General features: G+C 69.8%; 7 protein-coding genes. 4 read left to right on the forward strand and 3 right to left on the reverse strand.

The window, feature by feature from the left end:
• Positions 1–2,205: a glycoside hydrolase family 3 C-terminal domain-containing protein gene (locus ACZ3HL_RS24260; protein ID WP_465533881.1), complete on the reverse strand. Its 2,205-nt coding sequence runs from the start codon at positions 2,203–2,205 to the stop codon at positions 1–3.
• 393 nt (positions 2,206–2,598) lie between these two features.
• Between ACZ3HL_RS24260 and ACZ3HL_RS24265 the strand changes: the two genes are divergently transcribed.
• From ACZ3HL_RS24265 to ACZ3HL_RS24280, 4 genes are all read left to right on the forward strand, one after another.
• Complete coding sequence (locus tag ACZ3HL_RS24265) at positions 2,599–5,586, forward strand: glycoside hydrolase family 3 protein (RefSeq protein ID WP_465533883.1); 2,988 nt, start codon at positions 2,599–2,601, stop codon at positions 5,584–5,586.
• Between the two features lie 37 nt (positions 5,587–5,623).
• Entirely contained in the window at positions 5,624–6,319 is a 696-nt protein-coding gene (locus ACZ3HL_RS24270; RefSeq protein WP_465533885.1) for a glycoside hydrolase family 12 protein, read from the forward strand.
• Between the two features lie 174 nt (positions 6,320–6,493).
• Complete coding sequence (locus ACZ3HL_RS24275) at positions 6,494–7,702, forward strand: acyltransferase family protein (RefSeq protein WP_465533887.1); 1,209 nt, start codon at positions 6,494–6,496, stop codon at positions 7,700–7,702.
• Entirely contained in the window at positions 7,695–8,885 is a 1,191-nt protein-coding gene (locus tag ACZ3HL_RS24280) for a cytochrome P450 (RefSeq protein WP_465411261.1), read from the forward strand. The genes ACZ3HL_RS24275 and ACZ3HL_RS24280 overlap by 8 nt, the downstream gene beginning before the upstream one ends.
• Before the next feature lie 75 nt (positions 8,886–8,960).
• On the opposite strand, the gene ACZ3HL_RS24285 is transcribed toward ACZ3HL_RS24280, so the two are convergent.
• On the reverse strand, positions 8,961–9,455 hold the full coding sequence (locus tag ACZ3HL_RS24285; RefSeq protein ID WP_465533888.1) for a TIGR03618 family F420-dependent PPOX class oxidoreductase: 495 nt from the start codon (positions 9,453–9,455) through the stop codon (positions 8,961–8,963).
• Positions 9,456–9,473: 18 nt separating this feature from the next.
• The gene (locus tag ACZ3HL_RS24290; RefSeq protein ID WP_465533889.1) at positions 9,474–21,404 is read right to left on the reverse strand and encodes a type I polyketide synthase; all 11,931 of its coding nucleotides are present in this window, start codon (positions 21,402–21,404) and stop codon (positions 9,474–9,476) included.
• Between the last annotated feature and the right edge of the window lie 162 nt (positions 21,405–21,566).

A 21,566-nucleotide genomic window follows, 5' to 3' on the forward strand; every position in this document is an offset into this window, starting at 1 on the left:
TCAGCCCTTGCTCAGTTCGATCAATCGTGGCAACGCGTCGGTGGGCAGCTCGACACCTCGGTAGGCCATGAGTTTGGTGAATTGGCGCATCGGCATCGAGGCGACCATGCGCATCCAGTCCGCGTTGTCGCGGGCCTGTTTGCTCTGACGGTCGGTCAGGTTCGCGGCGAGCAGTTCACCGAGCTCCGGACCCACGATCGGGTGACCGAACCACTCCTTGACCGTCGAGTCGATCGACAGGACCGGGATGATGAGGTCGCCGGCCAGCATGATGGGCGCTTCGGCGACGATCTGCGCGGCGCTCCGACCGATTTGGACGGTGTAGTCACCAGGCGAGACCACCCAGCGGCTCAATCCGATGTCGTACCAGGCGAAAGCGCGGCGATCGAGGGTGAGCTCGACCCGCCGGGTCTCGCCCGGTTCGAGGGAGATCTTGGTGAACGCGCGGAGCTCCCGTGCCGGGCTGCGAACGGGAGCGGCGTCGGTGGCGACGTAGACCTGGACGACGTGTTTACCGGCGCGGGTTCCGGTGTTGGTGACGTTCACCGCGACCGTGGCGGAGTCGTCGCCCGTCGCCGTGACCGTCAGGCCGGTGGTCTCGAAGGTCGTGTAGGACAGGCCGTGGCCGAACGGGTAGCGGACCGCGACCTCGGCGGTTTCGTAGTAGCGATAGCCGACCATGACCCCTTCGCCGTACCGGACGTGGCCGGACTCGCCGGGGAAGTTGAGATAGCTGGGGTTGTCCTGCAAACGCAACGGAATGCTCTCGGCGAGGTGCCCCGATGGGTTGGTGACCCCGAAGAGCAGATCGGCGAGCGCGCTGCCGCCTGCCTGCCCCAGGAGCCAGCCGTCGAGAATGGCGTCGACGTCGTCGTGCCAGCCCTCCAGCGACACCACGCCGCCGTGGGAAAGGACGACCACGGTGTGCTTGCTGGCCGCCGCGACCGCCTTGATGAGCTCGACCTGCGCCGCGGGGAGATCGATGGTGTCCCGGTCGAAGCCCTCGGACTCGTCCCTTTCGCCCAGACCCGCGAAGACCACCGCGACGTCGGCCTCACGGGTGATCTCGATGGCGTTGCCGTCCAGGCCGCTCGTGTAGGTCACGGATTCCCCGAGTGCCCGGATCGCGTCGAGCGCGGTGTCGACCCGGGTCGGATTGACGTGAGAGCTGCCGCCGCCCTGGAAGCGGGGATTCGCGGCGAACTCGCCGATGATCGCCACCGCCGATCGCGTGGCCAGGGGCAACGTGCCGCGGTCGTTCTTCAGCAGGACGGCGCAGTCGGCGGCGACCTCTTTCGCCAACCGGTGCTGCTCGTCGGGATCGACGTCGCCACCCGACGGCACCGCCCTGTCGATGAGGGCGAGAAGGCGGCCGACACTTCGGTCGACGACGGTTTCGTCCAGCTCCCCGCTCCGGACAGCCGCCACGATCTCGGCGTCGCCGCTGCCGCCGGTTCCCGGCATCTCCAGGTCCAGCCCGGCCGCGAGCGCGGCGACCCGATCGTTCACCGCGCCCCAATCCGACACGACGGCACCGTCGAAACCCCATTCGTCGCGCAGGACTTCGGTGAGCAGCCGTCGGTTCTGAGCGGCGTAGACGCCGTTGACCCGGTTGTACGAACACATCACGGTCGCGGGGTGTGCCTCGGTGACGACCCGCTCGAACGCCGGGAAGTAGATTTCGCGCAGGGTCCGTTCGTCGACCTCCACGCTGACCCGCATCCGGTCGGTCTCCTGGTTGTTGGCCGCGAAATGCTTCAGTGACGCGCCCACGCCTTCGGCCTGCATGGCCCGCACGTAGGCGCTGGCGAGCACCCCGCTCAGCAACGGGTCTTCGGAGTAGTACTCGAAGTTGCGGCCGCACAACGGGGACCGCTTGATGTTCACGCCGGGGCCCAGCACCACCGACACCCCGGCCGCGCGGGCTTCCCGGCCGATCGCCGCACCGATCCGCGCGGCGACGTCGGGATCCCAGCTGGAACCCACCGCGACCGACGGCGGGAAGCAGGTGGCGGACACGCTGTCGTGCACGCCGAGATTGTCGGCCTCGCTGTCCTGCCGCCGCAGGCCGTGCGGGCCGTCGGAGAGCATGATCGACGGGATCCCCGCGGCCTCGATCGCCTCGGTGTGCCAGAAGTCGCGGCCCGACAGCAGAGAGGCCTTCTGCTCGAGCGTGAGGCCGGTGGGTTCGTTCTGCGAGGTCAACGGGATTCCTTCCGCTGGGAACTGTCCACTGTGTTCGAGAGTGCCAGACGAATCCGTGCTCGCTCCGATGAACGCGAGGCTAGCGACGCTAGGAAAGCTAGCGGCACTAAAGGTCCCTTGCTCTCTTTTCGGGTCTGCTCGCGATGTCTCCAATGTGGCATTGGGGACGCTCAACGTCCCCAATGTCACATTGGACGCGTCAGGCCCCGTTCCGCCACCGGAGGTGATCGAGGAGCCATTGTCTCGCCGTGTGCTGTCCGCTAGCATCGCCGTAACGCGACTGTCGAATCGTTTCGACAATCGAATCTCTCGCTCGATCACCACCGCTCTAAACTCGCCGAATATCGCCGCCCGTTTCATCGAAGCGCTTCGATTACTCGCGATGGAGTCTTCATGAGCAGAGCCGCTCACCTCGTCCGCCCCCGCCGGCTGGGCATGTTCACCATGACGGTCGCCCTGATGCTGGGCCTCGCCTCACCCGCGGTCGCGGACGAGCTGAACGCCCTTCCGTTCCGAGATCCTGGCCTTCCGCTGAACACGCGGGTGGACGACCTGGTGCGGCGGCTGACCCTCCTGGAGAAGGTGTCGTTGCTGCACCAGTTCCAGCCGGCGATCCCGCGGCTGGGCATCCCCGAATTCAAGACGGGAACCGAGGCGCTCCACGGCCTCGGCTGGACGACGGAGCGCACGAACGGCGCCGTCGTGACCGCGAACGCCACGGTCTTCCCCCAGGCGATCGGACTCGCTTCGACCTGGAACCCGGCGTTGATCAAACAGGTCGGCGCGGTCGTCGGTGACGAGGCGCGGGGCTACCATTCGCAGGATCCCGGATTCTGGGGGCTCCAGCTGTGGGCGCCGGTGGTGAACCTGCTGCGTGATCCGCGATGGGGACGCAACGAGGAGGGCTACTCCGAAGACCCCCTGCTGACCGGGGCGATTTCGACGGCGTACGGCAAGGGGATGAGCGGCGATCACCCTCACTACCTCAAGACCGCTCCGGTGCTGAAGCACTACCTGGCTAACAACAACGAGATCCGCCGCGACACCACGTCGTCCAACCTGCGTCCGCGAGTGCTGCGCGAATACGACGAGCAGGCGTTCCAACCGGCCATCGCGGCCGATGCGGCGACCGGCGTGATGGGTTCGTACAACCTCGTCAACGGACGCCCCGCGACGGTGAACCCCGACCTGAACGACGTCGTGCGAACCTGGACCGGCAAGACGCTCTACAACGTCAGCGACGCCTCCGCCCCGTACAACCTGACAGGTTCCGAGAAGTACTACGCGACCAACGAGGAAGGCTTCGCGGCCACCCTCAAAGCCGGTCTCGACGGCTTCACCGTCGACAACCAGAACCCCGGCCCGACCATCAAGATCATCACGTCCGCGCTGGCGAAGGGGTTGCTCGCCGAGGCCGACATCGACAGGGCGGTGAAGCACGTCCTGAGCGTCCGTTTCCGGCTCGGCGACTTCGACCCGGACGGCGGGCCGTACGCCAAGATCGGCAAGGACGTGGTCAACAGCCCGGCGCATCGGCAGCTCGCCCGCAAGACGGCGGGCGAAGCCATGGTGCTGCTGAAGAACGACCGCGGCGCCCTGCCGCTGGACCCGAAACGCGGAGTGGCGGTCATCGGGCCGCTGGGTAAGACGCTGTACACCGACTGGTACTCCGGCGGACTGCCGTACAAGGTCACCCCGGCGGACGGGATCCGCGCGCGGCTCGGCGGCGGAGCACAGGTCACCGACACCGAAGCCGTGGACAGGATCGCCTTGCGCGATGCCGCCACCGGCAAGTACCTCAGCGGCGGCGCGGGCGATGCGGGCGCGGTGCTCAAGACGGGCGCCACCAGTGCCGGGGCCACGGAGCAGTTCGACGCGTTCGAGTGGGGCGACGGGGTGCTGACCTTGCGCAGCGTCGCGAACGGGAAGTACGTCGAGCGGCAGAATCTCGCCGACGCCACCAGCCCGTTCCTCAACCAGGCACCGCAACCGCGGGACTGGTTCGTCCATCAGCAGTTCAAGCTGGAGGACGCCGGTGACGGCACGGTCGTGATCAGGTACGCCGGGTACGAACTCCCGAACGACTGGGACGGGCCGAACAGCTACCTCACCGTCGCCGCCGACGGCACGCTGACCCTGGGCTCGCCGAACGCGGCGGGAGCGACGAAGTTCCGCAAGGAGCGGATCACGTCCGGGATCGACAGCGCGGTGAAGGCGGCGCGATCGGCCGAAACGGCGGTCGTGGTCGTGGGCAGCATGCCGTTCATCAACGGCCGGGAAGACCACGACCGCACCTCGACGGCGCTGGCGGGGAGCCAGAGCGAGCTGATCAAGGCCGTGCGCGCGGCGAATCCGAACACCGTCGTGGTGGTCGAGAACAGCTATCCCACCACCTTGAACTGGGAGCAGGAGAACATCCCGGCGATCGTCTGGACCTCACACGCCGGACAGGAGACCGGGAACGCACTGGCCGACGTGCTGTACGGCGACGTGAACCCGGCGGGCCGTCTTACCCAGACGTGGTATCGCTCGGACGCCGAGCTCCCGGACATCCTCGACTACGACATCATGAAACGCGGCAGCACCTACCAGTACTTCACCGGAAAACCGCTCTACGCCTTCGGTCACGGCCTGTCCTACACGAACTTCCGCTACAGCGATCTGCGGCTCGGCAAGCCTGGTCCACAAGGGACGTTCGAAGCCACGGTGAAGGTGACCAACACCGGGAAACGTGCCGGTGACGAGGTGGTGCAGCTTTACACCCATCAGCTCGTCTCCCGTGACAAGCAGCCGAACCAGCGGCTCCGCGACTTCGAGCGGGTGCGCCTGGAGCCCGGGCAGACCAAGACGGTGCGCCTGTCGGTACCCGATCTCCGGCATTGGGACGTCACCCGGGGCAGATGGGTGCTGGAATCGTCCGTCCACGAGGTGATGGTCGGCGCGTCCGCCGGCGACATCCGGCTGCGCTCGGCGCTGCCCGTGCGTGGCGAGCGGATCCCGCCGCGCGATCTGTCCCGGGACACCAGGGCGATCGACTTCGACGACTACTCGGGTGTCGAACTGGTCGACGAAAGCAAGGCCCGCGGGGACGCGGTCGGTGCCGGCGCGGGAGACTGGCTGCGCTTCGGCGATGTGGACTTCCGGTCCGGGGCGAGGACGTTCACCGCCAGAACTGCTCGTGCCGAACCGGGAACGTCCACTGTGGAAATCCGGCTCGGCGGTCCGCGCGGCAGGCTCGTCGGAACCGCGCGGATCGCCAGCACCGGCGACAAGTACACGTACTCGACCACCAGCGCGACGGTATCCGGACCGAGCGGGCGGCACGACGTCTATCTCGTCTTCACCTCCGATTCGAGAATCAGCACGTTTTCTCTGCGGTAGCGGTCCATTGGTGAAAAGACACGGAAGGAACCCGGCTATGCGTAGGCAAGCACGATCCTTGATCGGCGGTGTCGTCGTGGCGTTGGTCGCCGTCCTGGCGGTGGGAGGGACGGCGCAGGCCGCCACCTGGAGCTCTTCGGACAAGTGGGGGACCTGGTCGAACGGCGGCTACACCGTCCGCAACAACGTCTGGGGCGGCGGCGCCGGCCCGCAGTCGATCTGGGCGAACTCCTACAGCAACTTCGGCGTCTGGGCGGACCACCCGAACACCGGTGGGGTGAAGTCGTATCCGCATTCGGCGAAGAACGTCGGCCGCCAGCTGAGCGGACTGCGGAGCCTTTCCAGCAGTTTCAACGTCTCCAGGCCGGGTGGCGGCGCCTACGCGACGGCTTACGACATCTGGGCGAACAACAACGCCTACGAGATCATGCTGTGGATGAACAAGCAGGGCGCCGTGGGCGCGATCGGTTCGAAAGAGACCACGGTGTCGGTCGGCGGCCACACCTGGGACGTCTACCGGGGGAGCAACGGTGCCAACGCGGTGTTCTCGTTCCTGCGTACCTCCAACACGAACGCGGGTTCGGTCGATGTGCTCGCCGTGCTGAACTGGATCAAGAATCGCGGGTGGTACGGCGACGTGACGGTCGGTGAAGTGCAGTTCGGTTTCGAGATCACGTCGTCGCGCGGCGGGATGAACTTCTCGGCGAACAGCTACTCGGTTTCGGCTTCCTGACCGGTTGCCGCAGCGGCCTGTTCGGCTGGTCCACTCGGCCGACGTTGCGAAAGCCACTTTCACAACGTTGAAGGTTGCGAAAGTGGCTTTCGCAACACGCCGCGGGCGCACCCCTAGATCAGGTCCGCACCGGCGGAGATGCCCGGCTGAGGAGCGGCCGCTGACGATGGGGGCATGGACATTCCCCATGCGTCCGCGGCCGTTCCGGGTCGTCGGGCGGCGCGAAACGCGCGGGCCGCGCGCTTGCCGTCGCTGACCGGGATGCGCTTCGTCGCCGCGTTGGCGGTCTTTCTCTCCCATCTCACCCTGGCGGATCTGTTCGCCTCCGACGGCGTCCAGAGGTCGATGACGGCGACGTTCATCCAGGGCGGTTTCACCGGTGTCGGCTTCTTCTTCGTGCTCAGCGGATTCGTGCTGGCCTGGTCCGCGCGGGAGAAGGACACGGCGCGGACGTTCTGGCGGCGTCGGTTCTTCAAGATCTACCCGAACCACGTCGTCACCTTCGTCGCGGCGGCGTTGCTGCTGGGGCTCGTCGCGAACGAGACCTTCGACTTCGGGACCGCGGCGCTGAACCTGTCGCTGTTGCAGGCATGGGCGCCGGTCGACGGCGGCTTCAACATCGTCTCGTGGTCCCTTTCCTGCGAGGTGCTGTTCTACCTGTCGTTCCCCTTGCTGTTCCGGTACATCCGCCGCATCCGGCCGGACCGGCTGTGGCTTTGGGCGGGCGTGGTCGTCGCGATGATCCTGCTCGTCCCGATCGCCGCGACCTCCCTGCCGAACGAGCCCTACCTCTGGTACGCGGAGACGTCGGTGCCGCGGTTCTGGTTCGTCTACGCGTTCGCGCCCGTACGCCTGCTCGACTTCGTGTTCGGCATTCTGCTGGCGCGTGTCGTGCTGGAAGGGCGCCGCCTCCCGCTGGGATTGGGCTGGGCCGCGGTTCTTTCGCTGGCCGCCTACGCGGTGGCGCCGTTGTTCCCCATGACCTACAAGCTGACGGCGGTCACGGTGGTGCCCCTCGGCCTGCTCATCGCGGCGGCCGCGGTGGCCGACCGTGACGGACGGCCGACCTTCTTGGCGGGCCGCCGGATGGTGTGGCTCGGTGAAGTCTCCTTCGCCTTCTACATGGTGCATTGGCTGGTGCTCACCTTCGGGGTGCGGTGGATCGGGGACCAGTGGGGCACACCGGCGGCGTTGGGCGTGTCGGCACTGCTGTTCGCGGTGACGCTCACGCTGTCCTGGCTGCTCCACGCGGGCGTGGAACGCCCTGTCATGCGGCGGTTCTCCACTCGGCGCCGGCCGCGGCTCGTTCTGTATCGGCAAGAACCGGCATCCGCGAAGGCCGCGGCACCGGCACCCACGGTGAGGATGGAAGACCATGGCTGAAGAACTCGAAAGTTTCCCGTTCCCGCTGGGCCCGCGCGGCCGCCCTGTCGACGACTACGAACGCCGTCTGCGGGAATGCCCGCTCGGCAACGTACGGCTGCAGAGCGGCGACGTGGCGAGGCTCGCGGTCCGGTACGACGACGTCGTCAAGGTGCTCAGCGACCAGCGATTCAGCCGGAACCTCACGTACGAGGGGGCGCCGAGGCAGGCCGACGGTCTCGATTTCACCGTCGACCCCGACATCATCATGAACATGGACCCGCCCCGGCACACCCGGCTGCGGCGCCTGCTGGCGGGGACCCTGACCCCGCGCAAGGTCGAGGAGTGGCGGCCCAGGGTGCGCACCATGGCCAACAAGATGATCGACGGGCTCGATGGTCCGGTCGTCGACGTGGTGAGCACGATCGCGTTCCCGTTCGCCGTCGAGGTGATCAGCGAGGTGATGGGGGTACCGGGGATCGACGCCGAGCGGATCCGGCACTGGTCGGATCTCCTGCTCCCGTCCGGCGGCCTCGGGATCGAAGAGCAGACCGCGGCGCTGATGGAGTTCGCGGCGTACTGCGTCGAACTGATCGAGCAGGTCCGCCACCTGCCGGGCGACGGCGTGCTCCAGACGATGATCCAAGCGCGGTACGAAGGCGACCGGCTCACCGACGACGAGCTGGTGCGCAACACGATCGGGATGTTCCTCGCCGGGCACGAGACGACCGGATCGGTGCTGTCCCGTGCGTTCCTGCGGCTGCTGGCCCCGCGTGAGCACTACGACCGCCTGGTCGCCGAGCCCGGTCTGATCCCCAGTGCGGTCGAGGAACTGCTGCGCGTCGAGGTACCGGGGGACGGCGCTCCGCTCCGGGTGGCGCTGGAGGACGTCGAGCTGGCGTCCGGAACGATCCGCAAGGGTGAGGCGGTCGTCGCGTCCTTCGTCGGGCCGAACTACGACCCGACGATCTACGACGCCCCGCGGGAGCTGCGCCTCGACCGGGACGAGAAGGCCCATCTCACCTTCGGCCGCGGGGTGCACTTCTGCCTCGGCGCGAACCTGGCGAGGATGGAGATGCAGGAACTGATCGGCGCCTTCGTCGACCGGCACCCGCGGCTGTCGCTCGCCGAGGACCCGGACCAGGTCGAGTGGACCGACAGCGCCTTCAAGCGGCCGTCCCGGCTGCTGCTGAACCTGCGCTGAGCGAAGGCGAAGGGAGCTTTCCCCGCGTGAGACGCGAGGAAAGCTCCCTTCGTCGTGTGAGAGGCGGGGAGCCGGCTACCACTGCCACCTGGTGGGCGTCCCGGTGAAGTCTTCGGCCCGCATGCCGAACGCCCAGGCAGGCCGGATCGCCACGACGGCGTTGACGTCCGGGTCGTAGCTGTAGGCCGACGAGTACTTCGCGTTGGCCGTTTCGACGAACGTGGCGATGGCCGCCGGGTCCGTGACGAACTCCGCGACGCCGTCGAGGACGACCGGGTCGAGCGCGTCGTCGATGGTGACGGTGCAGCGGGGATCCGCGCGCAGGTTGCGCATCTTGCGCGAGGTGTGGGTGCTGCCGAACCAGAGGGCTTCGCCGTCCCAGGCCGCCCACACCGGCATCACGTGCGGCCTGCCGTCGGGCCGGACGGTCGCGACCCAGTAGTTCATCGTGGCCCGGAGTTTGTCGTCGGCCCAGGACCAGGGCAGCAACCCGGCTTCACACTGTTGGGTGCCATAGCCGGGCATGTGCGGACGGCCTGCCTTCAGCGGTTCTCGGATATCAGTGCTCATTTCCCTGCTTTCCTTTTCTCAGGCGGCCGACGCGTCGTCGTCGAAGGCGAGGACGTCGTCGATGAGGTCGAACAGTTCGTCTTCCGACGCCGAGTCGAGGTCGTCGTCGCCGGGCAGCGCCGGGCGCGCCTTGAGCGCCATCGCTTCGAGCCTCTCGGCTATCTCGGCATCGATGTCTACAGTGGACAGAGTGGTTTCGAGCTCCCGGAGTTTCGCGAGCACGGTCCGTGTCGCGTCGGCCCGGTCGTCGCCGAGGCATTCGTCGAGGTGTCCGGCGAGCCCGGCCGGGGTCGGCTGTTCGTAGACGACGGTGGTGGCGAGCCGGAGCTCGGTCTCCGCGTTGAGCCGGTTGCGGAGCTGGATCGCGGCGAGCGAATCCATCCCGAGGTCGCGGAACGGCTGGTGCACGCCGATCACATCGTCGTCGTGACCGGAGACCGCGGCGACCGCGCGCACCACCAGGTCGAGCAAGACGGTCCGGCGTTCGTCGGCGGATACCCCGGCGAGCCGGTCGCTCAGCGACATCTCGGCCGTCGTGTCCACCTGCCGACCCTCCACCAGTTCGTCGAACACCCGGCTGGCCCGGGTGGCGGTGTGCGCGGGGGCGAATCCGGTCCAGTCGACGTCGCCGATCGCCTGCACGGCCACCGGGCGGGCGAGCGCGCGATCGAGCGCCGCCAGCGCGGTCTCCGCGCTCATGCCCGACACCCCTTCGTGATGGCTCTGTCCCGGGACCGCGGTCCCCATGCCTTCGTCCGCCCACGGCCCCCAAGCCACCGCGGTGACAGGCAGCCCGAGTGCCGCCCGGTGCTGGGCGATCGCGTCGACGGCGGCGTTCGCCGCGGCGTAGTTGGCCTGACCGGGAGCGCCGAAGGTACCCGCCATCGAGGAGAACAGGACGAACTGTTCGAGCGGCAGGTCCCTGGTCAGTTCGTGCAGGTGCCAGGCGGCGCCGGCCTTCGCCTCGAACACTGCCTCCAGCCGTCGCGCGGACTGGGCGTCCAGTACGCCGTCGTCGAGGAGCCCGGCCGCGTGCACGACACCGGTCACCGGATGCTCGGCGAGCAGGGCTCGCAGTGCTTCCCGATCGGCGACGTCGCAGGCGGCGATCGTCACGGTGGCACCGAGCGCGGTCAGTTCGGCGCGCAGTTCTCCGGCTCCCGGCGTCTCCGCGCCACGACGGCCGGCGAGGACCAGATGCGGTGCGCCGTGTGCAGCCAGCCATCGGGCGACCCGCTTGCCCAGCGCGCCGAGCCCGCCGGTGACCAGGACCGTGCCAGACGGTCGCCAGCCCGCCCCGGTCTCCGGGAACTCGAGCGTCCTCAGCCGTCGCACGTGGAGTCCGTCGGCACGCACCGCGAAGTGGTCTTCGCCGTCGTCGCAGGTCAGTGCCTCGCAGACGTGCGCCCAGTCGGCGTCGCCGGGTTCCGGCGGCAGATCGATGAGCCCTCCCCAGCGGTGTGGTGCTTCGAGCGCGACCACGCGCCCGAGTCCCCAGACGGCTGCCTGCCAGGGATCCGGCGGCCCGTCCGCGGGACCGGTCGCGATCGCGCCGGTGGTCACCGCCCAGACCGGTGCTTCGATCGAGGTCCGTTCCAAGGCCTGGACGAGCGCGAGCACGTCGGACGTCGTGCCCGCGAGCCAGAGGATGCCGTCGGGGGCGGTCTCCGCGAGCCGTTCCGTCCAGCCGTCGGAGCCGGTGTGCCGGACGGTCCGTACCGGGCAGCCGCGTTCACTCAGTGCCCGCTCGGCCTTGGTGACCCGTTCGTCGAGGTCGTCCGCCGGTGGGGCGATCACCAGCCAGTTCCCGGTCGGCAGGGGGTGTACCCGGGGATTCCTGAGCCGCCAGACGGGTTCGGTGGCGACCGTGTCCGTTGTGGACTGTCGCCGGTGGATCCAGTAGCGCCTGCGCTGGAAGGCGTAGCCGGGCAGGTCCACCCGGCGGCCGCCTTCGTACCACGGTGAGAAGTCCACGCCGGCCCCTCGCGTGTATAGCGTCGCGAGCGCGGCGCCCAGCGTCTCGGTCTCGTGCCTGCCCCGTCGGAGACAGGACACGAGTTCGATCGCGTGGTCGGCGAGGGCCTGCTGTCCCAGTGTGGTGAGGGCGTTGCCGGGTCCGGTTTCGACGATGGTGCGGGCGCCTTCGGCGGCGATCGTGCGCAGGGCGTCGCCGAACCGGACGGTGTCCCTGGCGTGCCGTACCCAGTACTCCGGGGTGCTCGCTTCGGACGGTTCGAGCCGTTCTCCGGTCACGCTCGAGACGATCGGCACCTGCGCCGGGCGGAAGTCCAACGTGTCCAGCACCCGCCGGAAGCCGGCCAGCATCGGATCCATGTGCGGCGAGTGGAACGCGTGACTCACCGCGAGCCGCGTCGCCCGGCCACCGCCTGCGGTGACGGTCGCCGCGAGCGCCAGAACGGCGTCCTCGTCACCGGAGATCACCACGGAGCCGGGGCCGTTCACAGCCGCGATCCCGACCCGGTCAGGCTGTTCCGCGAGCAGGTCTTCGAGTTCGTGCTCTCCTGCGCGCAAGGCGACCATCGCACCGCCGGGGAGGGCCTGCATCAGCCGTCCTCGCGCGGCCACCAGCGTGGCGGCATCGGAAAGCGAGAACACGCCCGCGGCGTGGGCGGCGGCGATCTCGCCGACCGAATGCCCGGCGAGCAGCCCCGGCCGTACCCCGAATCCGGTCAGCACCCGGAACACGGCCACTTCGACGGCGAAGACGGCGGGCTGGGTGAAGTCGGTGCGATCCAGCAGCGCCGCCTCCGGGGTGCCCGGCGCGGCGAAGACGACGTCCGCGAGCGGACGGTCCAGGTGCGGATCAAGTTCCGCGCACACCTCGTCGAATGCCTCGGCGAAGCCCGGCAGATCCTCGCGCAGCCGCCCGGCCATTCCCGGGTACTGGCTGCCTTGGCCGGGGAAGACCACCGCGACCGGTCCGTCGGCGACCTCGCCGGTGAACTGGGCGGTGCCGGTCAGCGCGGTCACCAGGTCGCCGGTGTCGCGGCCGAGCACCACCGCGCGGTAGCGGTGCCGGGCACGCGTCGTGGCCAGGGAGTAAGCCAAATCGAGCGCATTGCCGGCGGGCGTGAGGTGGCGCGCCAGCCGCCGTGCCTGTTCCGTCAGCGCGCCGGGTGATGCCGCGGAGAAGATCCACGGGACCAGCGGACCTCCTCGCGCCGGGGCGGGTTCGGGGGTTTCCGGCTCGGGTCGTTCCAGGATGACGTGCGCGTTGGTGCCGCTGATCCCGAACGCGGACACGGCGGCTCGGCGCGGCCGGTCCGTCTCCGGCCACGGCGTCGGTTCGGTGATCAGCGCGATGCCGCCGTCGTTCCAGTCGAGGTGGGTGCTGGGCCGGTCGTGGAGCAGCCCGGGCAGGGTGCCGTGACGCATCGCCTCGATCATCTTGAGCACACCCGCGATTCCCGCGGCGGCCTGGGCATGGCCGAGGTTGGCCTTCGCGGAACCGACGAGCAACGGGTGACGCCTGTCCTGTCCGTAGGTGGCTTGCAGCGCTCCGGCCTCGATGGGGTCGCCGAGGGTGGTCCCGGTGCCGTGCGCTTCGACCACGTCGATGTCCTGTGTGGACAGCCCGGCGTCGGCGAGGGCGCCGGTGATGACGCGTTGCTGTGCCCGGCCGCTGGGCGCGGTGAGACCGTTCGACGCGCCGTCGGAGTTGATCGCGGAACCCTTGAGGATCGCCAGGACGGGGTGGCCGTTGCGCCGGGCGTCGGACAGCTTCTCCATGACGACGATCCCGGCGCCCTCGGCCCAGGCGGTGCCGTCGGCCTCGGCGGAGAAGGGTTTGCACCGCCCGTCCGGTGCGAGGCCACGTTGCTCGGAGAACTCCACGAACAGCTTCGGGGTGGCCATCACCGTGGCACCACCGGCGAGCGCGAGTTCGCTTTCCCCGTTACGCAGGGACTGGGCGGCCAGGTGCATCGCCACCAGCGACGAGGAGCACGCCGTGTCCAGGGTGATCGCGGGCCCCTCGAAACCGAACACGTACGACACCCGGCCGGACGCGACACTGCCGGCGTTGGCGACCGACACCTGGCCGACGAGGTCTTCCGGCAGCTCGGCGAGCGGGAGCGCGTAGTCCCCGCCCATGATGCCGGTGAAGACACCGGTCCTGCTGCCGCGCAGCGTGGCCGGATCGATCCCCGCCGATTCCAGCGCGTGCCAGGAGACTTCCAGCAGGAGCCGGTGCTGGGGATCCATCACGAGTGCCTCGCGCGGCGACAGCCCGAAGAACTCCGCGTCGAATTCCGTGGCCGTGGTGAGGAAACCGCCGTGCCGGACGTAGGACTTGCCCGGTGTCTCGGGATCCGGGTCGTAGATCCCGGCCAGATCCCAGCCCCGGTCGGTGGGGAACTCCGAAACCACGTCGCGGCCCTGGGCGAACACCTCCCACAGGTCCCGCACCGATTCCACCCCGCCCGGATAACGGCAGCCGGCACCGACGATCACGACGGGATCGTCGTCGACGGCCCGGACCGGCGCGGGGGTGCTCTCGGCGGGTCGCGGTGCCTGGTCCCCCCAGAACCTGTCGGCGAGGTACTCGGCCAGCGCGCCGGGAGTCGGATGGTCGAAGACCAGGGTCGCGGGCAGGCGCAGCCCGACAGCCTCCCCGAGCCTGTTACGCAGTTCCAGCCCGGTGAGGGAGTCGAAACCGAGATCCTGGAACGCCCGGTCGCTCACGACCGAGTCCTTCGTGGTGTGGCCGAGTACCGCCGCGACGGTACGCCGGACGAGCTCGGTCATCGCCGCCTCGTCCCGTTCCGGCGGCAACGAGGGTCCGGCGGCGCCGGCTTCCCGCACGGCGGCCGCGACGCGTCGCGACGGCGCGGCCAGCGCGGAGAACAGGGGCGAACGCTGATGGCGCAGCGCGGTGACGTCGAGGCGTGCCGGAACCAGCAGCGCGGGAGCGCCGGTGAGCGCGGCGTCGAACGCCGCGAGCCCTTGCTCGGTCGGTAGAGGCAGCAGGCCGCGGCGGGCCATCCTGGCGACGTCGGTCTCGGACAGATGTCCGGTCATTCCCGTGTCGAGCGCCCACAGTCCCCAGGCGAGCGACGTCGCGGGCAGGCCGAGTGCGCGGCGATGGTGGGCGAGGGCGTCGAGATAGCTGTTCGCCGCCGCGTAGTTCGCCTGGCCGGCGTTGCCGATGATGCCCGCGATCGAGGAGAACAGCACGAACGCGGCGAGGTCCAGCCCCTCGGTGAGCTCGTGCAGATTCCGCGCGCCGTCTACCTTCGGCCGGAACACGGTGTCCACATTGGACTCGGTGAGGGATTCGACCGTTCCGTCGTCCAGTACGCCGGCGGCGTGGACGACCGCGGTCAGCGGGTGCCCGGCGGGGACGGCGGCGAGCACCTCGGCCAGCCGGTCCCGGTCGGCGACGTCGCAGGCGGTCACGGTCACTCGCGCGCCTGCCCTGGTCAGCTCGGCGACCAGCTCGCCGGCGCCTTCGGTGTCCATGCCCCGGCGGCCGGTGAGCAGCAGGTGGCGTGCTCCGTGTTCGGTGACGAGATGTTCGGCGATCAGCCCGCCGAGGCTGCCGACGCCGCCGGTGACGAGCACCGTCCCGTCAGGATCGAACGGCCTTTCCCGCTGTCCGGCGGGTTCGGTCGCCCTGACGAGCCGGGGCACGAGCACCCGGCCGCCGCGGACCGCCGACTGCGGTTCTCCCGCGGCGAGCGCCTGCTCCGGTGTGCTTTCGTGGTCGAGGTCGGCGATCAGCACGCGGTCCGGCGCCTCGGACTGCGCGGCGCGGACCAGTCCCCACACCGGGGAGCCGGTGGTTTCCGGCGGGTCGTCCGCGGTGGTGGCGATCGCCCGCCGGGTGAGCACGACGAGCTTCGCGGCGCTGAAGGCCTCGTCGGTGATCCAGTCCCGTACCAGGTCCAATGCCTCGATCGTGACGGCGCGGGGATCCGCCGAGGTGTCTGCGGGTCCACAATGGACGCCGACGAGATCGGGCAGTGCCCCGCCATCGGCGAGTGCAGCGCGCAGCGCGGCCAGATCGTCGAAGACGGCGAACGAGGGGGTCTCCGCCCGCGCCTCCGGAGCCGGGATCCAGTCCACACGCAGCAGGGTGCGATTCGCCCTCGGCCCGGCGAGCTTGGCGAGGTCGACCTGCCGGAGGGTGAGCGATTCGATCGTCGCGACGGGATCGCCCGCCCCGTCGGACAGGCTCAGGGTGACCGCGTCGTCTCCAGCCGGGGTGACGTGCACCCGGAGGAAGGTCGAGCCGGTCGCGTGAAGATCGACCGACGTCCAGGCGAAAGGAAGCCGTACGGTGTCGTCTCCCGTCCGGCCCGCGAGGATCGTGTGCAGGGAAGCGTCGAGCAGCGCGGGGTGGATGCCGAATCCTGCTGGCGGTTCGCCTGGCAGCGCGACCTCCGCGTACAGCTCCTCGCCGAGCCGCCACAAGGCGCGAAGTCCCTGGAAGGCGGGACCGTATTCGTAACCGATGTCGGCGAGGCGCGAGTAAGCGTCGTCGAGCTCGACGGGTTCCGCTCCCGACGGCGGCCACTCGCGCGGATCCCGCGCGGGTGCGGTGGGAGTGGCGAGGGACCCGGTGGCGTGGCGGACCCAGCCCGATTCGCCGTCGGAATCCGCGGGCCGCGAGTGGACGGTGAAGCTTCGTCGTCCCGGTTCACCCGCGGTGACCGTGAGCTGGAGTTCGACGGCGCCGTCGGCCGGGATGATCAGCGGGCTCTCCAAGGCCAGCTCCTCCACCCGGCGGCAGCCGATCCGGTCACCGGCGTGCAAGGCCAGCTCCACGAAGGCCGCTCCGGGCAGGAGAACTGTGCCGTTCACGGCGTGGTCGGCCAGCCAGGGCTGGGTCGACAGCGAAAGCCTGCCGGTCCACAGCGATCCGTCACCGTCCGCGAGGGTCACCATGGCGCCGAGAAGGGGGTGGCCCGCGTCCCGCAGGCCCAGGGACGCCGACCCGGCGGCCCCGGTGGACGGCGTGAGCCAGAAACGCTCCGTCTGGAAGGGATAGGCGGGCAACGAGACAAGCTTGCCGCCGGGGAAGATGGTGTCCCAGTCGACTCCGGCCCCGTGCACCGCGGCTTCGGCGAGCGAGCGCCGGAAGCGGGGGAGGCCACCTTCGTCTCGTCTCAACGTGCCCAGCGCGACGCCCTCGCGAGCGGACTCGTCCAGGATCTCCTGCAACCCCACGGTGAGCACGGGATGCGGGCTGCATTCGACGAACAACGCGTGTCCTTCGTCCGCGAGCCGCCGGATCACGCGGTCGAATTCGACCGGGTTCCGCAGGTTCCGGTACCAGTACTCGGCGTCCAGGCAGGCGGTGTCGATCAGGTCGCCGGTCAGCGTCGAGTGGAACGGTACTTCGCTCGTTCGTGGAGCCAGCTCTGCCAGCAGTTCGAGCAGGGGAGTGTGGAGTTCCTCGACGTGGGCGGAATGGGAGGCGTAATCGACCGGAAGACGCCTGGACCTCACGCCCGCGTCACGGAGTTCGGCGGTCAGTTCGTCCAGCGCCGCCGGATCACCCGACAGCACCGTCGCCGATGGCCCGTTCGCCGCCGCGATCGACACCCTGCCGTCCCAGCGCTCGATGCGGCGCCCGGCCTCAGCTCTCGGCAGCGCGACCGAAAGCATCCCGCCCCGGCCCGACAGCGCCCGGATCGCCTTGCTGCGCAACGCCACCACCCGCGCGCCGTCCTCCAGGGACAACGCGCCGGCCGCGGTCGCCGCCGCGATCTCGCCCTGAGAATGGCCGACGACGGCGGCGGGCCGCACCCCGTGCGACTCCCACAGCGCGGCGATCGACACCATCACCGCCCACAGCACCGGCTGGACGACGTCGACGCGCTCCAGCGCCGCCTTGTCGGCCAAGGCCTCCGGCAGGAGCCAGTCCACGTGTGGTTCGAGCGCCCGTCCGCAGTCCGCCATGCGTTCGGCGAACACCGGGCTGGTGTCCAGCAGCTCCTTGGCCATCCCGACCCACTGGCTGCCCTGGCCCGGGAACACGAACACCGGCTGTGGATCCGACTTGTCCGCGCCGGTGAGGACCTCCGCCGCCGAATCCCCGGCGGCGAGCGCGGCGAGACCGCGGAGGAGTTCTTCGCGATCACCGCCCAGCACGGCGGCCCGATGGGCGAAGCGGGTCCTCGCGCTCGCCAAGGTGAAACCGGCGTCGTGGACGTCGAGCGCAGGGTCGGACCCGATGCGGTCGCGCAGCCGATCCGCTTGCTCCCTCAGCGCTTCCTCACTGTGGGCCGAGAGGATCAGCGGCACGACCGGAGCGGTCTCGGGGGCCGTTTCAGGTTCGTCCGGGGCCTCCTCGAGGACGACGTGGGCGTTGGTCCCGCTGATCCCGAACGACGACACCGCGGCGCGGCGCTTGCGGCCAGTGTTCGGCCAGGGCGTGTGCTCCGCGAGCAGTTCGACCCGGCCCGCCGACCAGTCCACGTGCCGGGTCGGCTCGTCCAGGTGCAGCAGTTTCGGCAGCATTCCGTACCGCATCGCCTGAACCATCTTGATCACGCCGCCGACGCCGGCCGCGGCCTGGGCGTGGCCGAGGTTCGACTTGAGCGAACCGAGCAGCAGCGGACGGTCCGCCGGCCGTGCCTGGCCGTAGGTGGCGAGCAGCGCCTGTGCCTCGATCGGGTCGCCGAGGGTGGTGCCCGTGCCGTGCGCCTCGACGGCGTCCACGTCTGAGGCACGAAGACCGGCGTCGGCGAGCGCGTCCAGGATCACCCGCTCCTGAGCCGGTCCGCTCGGCGCGGACAGGCCGTTCGACGCGCCATCGGAGTTGACCGCCGAGCCCCGCATCAGGGCCAGTACCCGGTGCCCGTTCCGTCGTGCGTCGGACAGCCGCTCGACCACGAGCACGCCGACGCCTTCCGCCCACGCCGTGCCGTCCGCCGAGGCGGCGAAGGACTTGCAGCGGCCGTCCGGGGCGAGGCCCCGCAACCGGGAGAATTCGACGAACATCTCCGGCGTCGCCATCACGGTGACACCGCCGGCGAGCGCCAGATCGCTGTCCCCCGAGCGTAGTGACCGCGCCGCGAGGTGGAGCGCGGTGAGCGACGAGGAGCAAGCGGTGTCCACCGTCACCGAAGGGCCGTGCAGACCGAACACATAGGACAATCGCCCGGAGACCACGCTGGAGGTGTTCCCGGTGATCAGGTGCCCTTCGAGTCCGTCCGGCACGGTGTGCACGCGCGGCGCGTAGTCGTGGTGCATGACGCCCGCGAACACCGCGGTACGGCTGCCGCGCAGGCTCGCCGGGACGATGCCAGCGTCCTCGAACGCTTCCCAGGCGGCGGACAGCAGGAGGCGCTGCTGCGGGTCGGTGGTCAGCGCCTCGCGCGGTGAAATCCCGAAGAACCCCGCGTCGAATTCGGCCGCGTCGTACAGGAAGCCACCGTTGCGGGTGACGGAATGCCCCTGCCTGCCCGGATCGGGGTCGTAGAGCGAGTCGACGTCCCAGCCGCGGTCGCGGGGGAGTTCCCCGATCGCGTCGGTGCCGTCGGCCGCCAGCCGCCAGAGCCCTTCCGGATCGCGGACCCCGCCGGGAAAAGTGCAGGCCATACCGATGATGGCGATCGGCTCGTGTGCCTCGGCGGGTTCCGAGACCGTCGCGGGAGGACGGCGCTCCGGCTCCTCGCCGGTCAGCAGCGAACCCAGGTGGCGGATGAGTTCTTCGGGGGTGGGGTGGTCGAAGATCACGGTTTCGGGCACGGTCACGCCCAGTGCCTCGGTGAGCCGCCTGGCCAGTTCCGCGCCCATGATCGAGTCGAAGCCCAGCTCCGTGAACAACCGGCCGGGTGGCGTGTCGTCCCCGCCGTCGAGCCCGAGTACCGCCGCGGCGTTGCCGAGCACGGCTCCGGCGACCGTGCGCTCGGTATCCATTGTGGACGATGTCTCGGCGGACGGGAGGGTGTCGAGCCAGTGGCGTTCGCGCTGGAAGGCGTACCCGGGAAGGTCCACCGTCGACGGCCGTCCACCTGGGAACAGCGCGGTCCAGTCCACGGAGGCGCCTTCGATGTACGCGGAAGCCACCGCGGTGAGGAATCCCCGGACGCCGGACCGGATCGGGATCTCTCGTCCGTTCGAAGTCGTGAGCACGGCCGTTTCGCCCGCGTGTCCCGCCGCCGGAGCGGCGAGCACCGCGTCGATCAGCTCGCCCGTCGGGATCGTCCGGGTCACGTACGCCGCCGCGAACTCGCCGATCCCTTCGCCGGACACCGCTTCCGGCTCGATCCCCGCGTCGGTCAGCAGGCGGTGGATCGCGACCTGGGCAGCGAAGGTCCGGGCCGCAGCGTTGTCCCTTCGTTCGCCGAAGAGCGCGAGCGTTTCGGTGAACGCCGTGGTGAATGAGGGGAACACGTCGCCGAAGTCTCCGGGCGCCGAACCGAACCGCAGCTCCGCGGACCAGCCGGGAACGGCTTCCGGTACCTCGGTGCTCACCTCGTCCAGCGCGGCCAGCAGTTCCGCCCGATCGCCCGCGACGACGGCGGCCCGGTACTCGAACGCGGTCCGCGTGGTGGCCAGCGACCAGGCGAGCTCGGAGAAGTCCTGGTCCGGACGCGCGCGGAGATGGGCCCGCAGCCGGTCGACCTGCGCGCGCAGCGCGGACGGCGTCCGGCCCGAGACCACGCAAGCCGCGGACGGCGGTCCCGCGACGGCCGTGGGCGGTGCCGCCTCCGGAGCCGTGGTGAGCACGACGTGGCAGTTCGTGCCGCCCATCCCGAGTGAGGTGACGCCTGCGGCACGTTCGGCGGCGTCCCAGGGGATCTCCTCAGTGCAGACGCGTAACTTGAGCTCGTCCAACGGTATCCGTGGGTTCGGCTCGCGGAAGTGCAGGCTGGGCGGGATTTCCCCGTGGTGGACGGCGAGCGTCGCCTTGATCAGCCCGATCACCCCGGCCGCGGCCTCGAGATGTCCGAGGTTCGTCTTCACCGACCCCACGGGCAACGGCGCCGACCGGTGACGGCCGTATACGGCGCCCAGTGCCGCGGCCTCGATCGGGTCGCCGACCTTGGTCCCGGTCCCGTGCAGTTCGACGTAGCCGACGGCGTCCGGGGCGAGACCGGTGCTTTCGAGTGCCTGGGTCAGCACCTGTTCCTGGGCCGCCCGGTCCGGCACGGTGAGACCGGCGCCGCCGCCGTCGTTGTTGACCGCGCTGCCCGCGATCACCGCGTAGATACGGTCGCCGTCGGCGATCGCGGCGTCCAGCGGCTTGAGGACGACGATGCCGCCGCCTTCGCCCCGCACGAAACCGTCCGCAGCCGCGTCGAAAGTGCGGCAACGCCCGCTGGCGGACAGGCCGCCGAATTTCTCGGCCTCGCGCGCGCTCGCCGGGACCAGGTTCAGGTTCACCCCGCCCGCCAGCGCGATGGTGGATTCGCCGGAGAGCAGGCTCCGCGCGGCCAGATGCACCGCGACGAGGGAGGATGACTGTCCACTGTCGACGGTGATACTCGGGCCGCGCAGTCCGCAGAAGTAGGACACGCGGTTGGCGATCAGTCCGCGCTGGAGGCCGGTGAAACTGTGCTGGGTGGTCACACCGAGTTCCTGGGCCAGCCGGGCGTAGTCGTCCCGCATCGCGCCGAGGAACATGCCGCAGTCCTGGCCGCGCAGGGTGGCGGGGACCAGCCGGGCGTCTTCCAACGCCTCCCACGCCAGTTCGAGCGCGAGCCGTTGCTGCGGGTCGAGCACCGCGGCCTCACGCGGTGACACGCCGAAGAACGCCGCGTCGAACCCCTCGACGTCGGCCAAGAACGACCCGTGCCGCGAACCGGCGTCACCACCGGAATCCCAGCGGCCCGCCGGGACCTCGGTGACCATGTCCTCCGCCGCGCGCAGGACACCCCAGAACCCGGAAACGTCCGCCGCTCCCGCGACCCGGCAGGCCATGCCGACGATCGCGACCGATCCGGACCGCGCGAAATCTTCCCCACCAGACATGGCTCCGAAACTACGGCCGCCGCCGAAGCGCGAGCCAGGCCGCCGAGTGCATCGGGCACATCGGAAGAACAGATGTATTACCAGGTCATGAGCATGGCAGCGGAGCAAAGACGGAGGTGTGCGGCCGGCGGTGTGGCGGGCAGAGTGGCGTCCATCGACTCG

It is taken from the genome of Amycolatopsis sp. NPDC000009, assembly GCF_055563465.1.

Coding starts and splice junctions, on each gene's coding strand:
- ACZ3HL_RS24265 (WP_465533883.1), top strand. CDS start 2,599: ATGAGCAGAGCCGCTCACCTCGTCCGCCCCCGCCGGCTGGGCATGTTC.
- ACZ3HL_RS24270 (WP_465533885.1), top strand. CDS start 5,624: ATGCGTAGGCAAGCACGATCCTTGATCGGCGGTGTCGTCGTGGCGTTG.
- ACZ3HL_RS24275 (WP_465533887.1), top strand. CDS start 6,494: ATGGACATTCCCCATGCGTCCGCGGCCGTTCCGGGTCGTCGGGCGGCG.
- ACZ3HL_RS24280 (WP_465411261.1), top strand. CDS start 7,695: ATGGCTGAAGAACTCGAAAGTTTCCCGTTCCCGCTGGGCCCGCGCGGC.
- ACZ3HL_RS24285 (WP_465533888.1), bottom strand. CDS start 9,455: ATGAGCACTGATATCCGAGAACCGCTGAAGGCAGGCCGTCCGCACATG.
- ACZ3HL_RS24290 (WP_465533889.1), bottom strand. CDS start 21,404: ATGTCTGGTGGGGAAGATTTCGCGCGGTCCGGATCGGTCGCGATCGTC.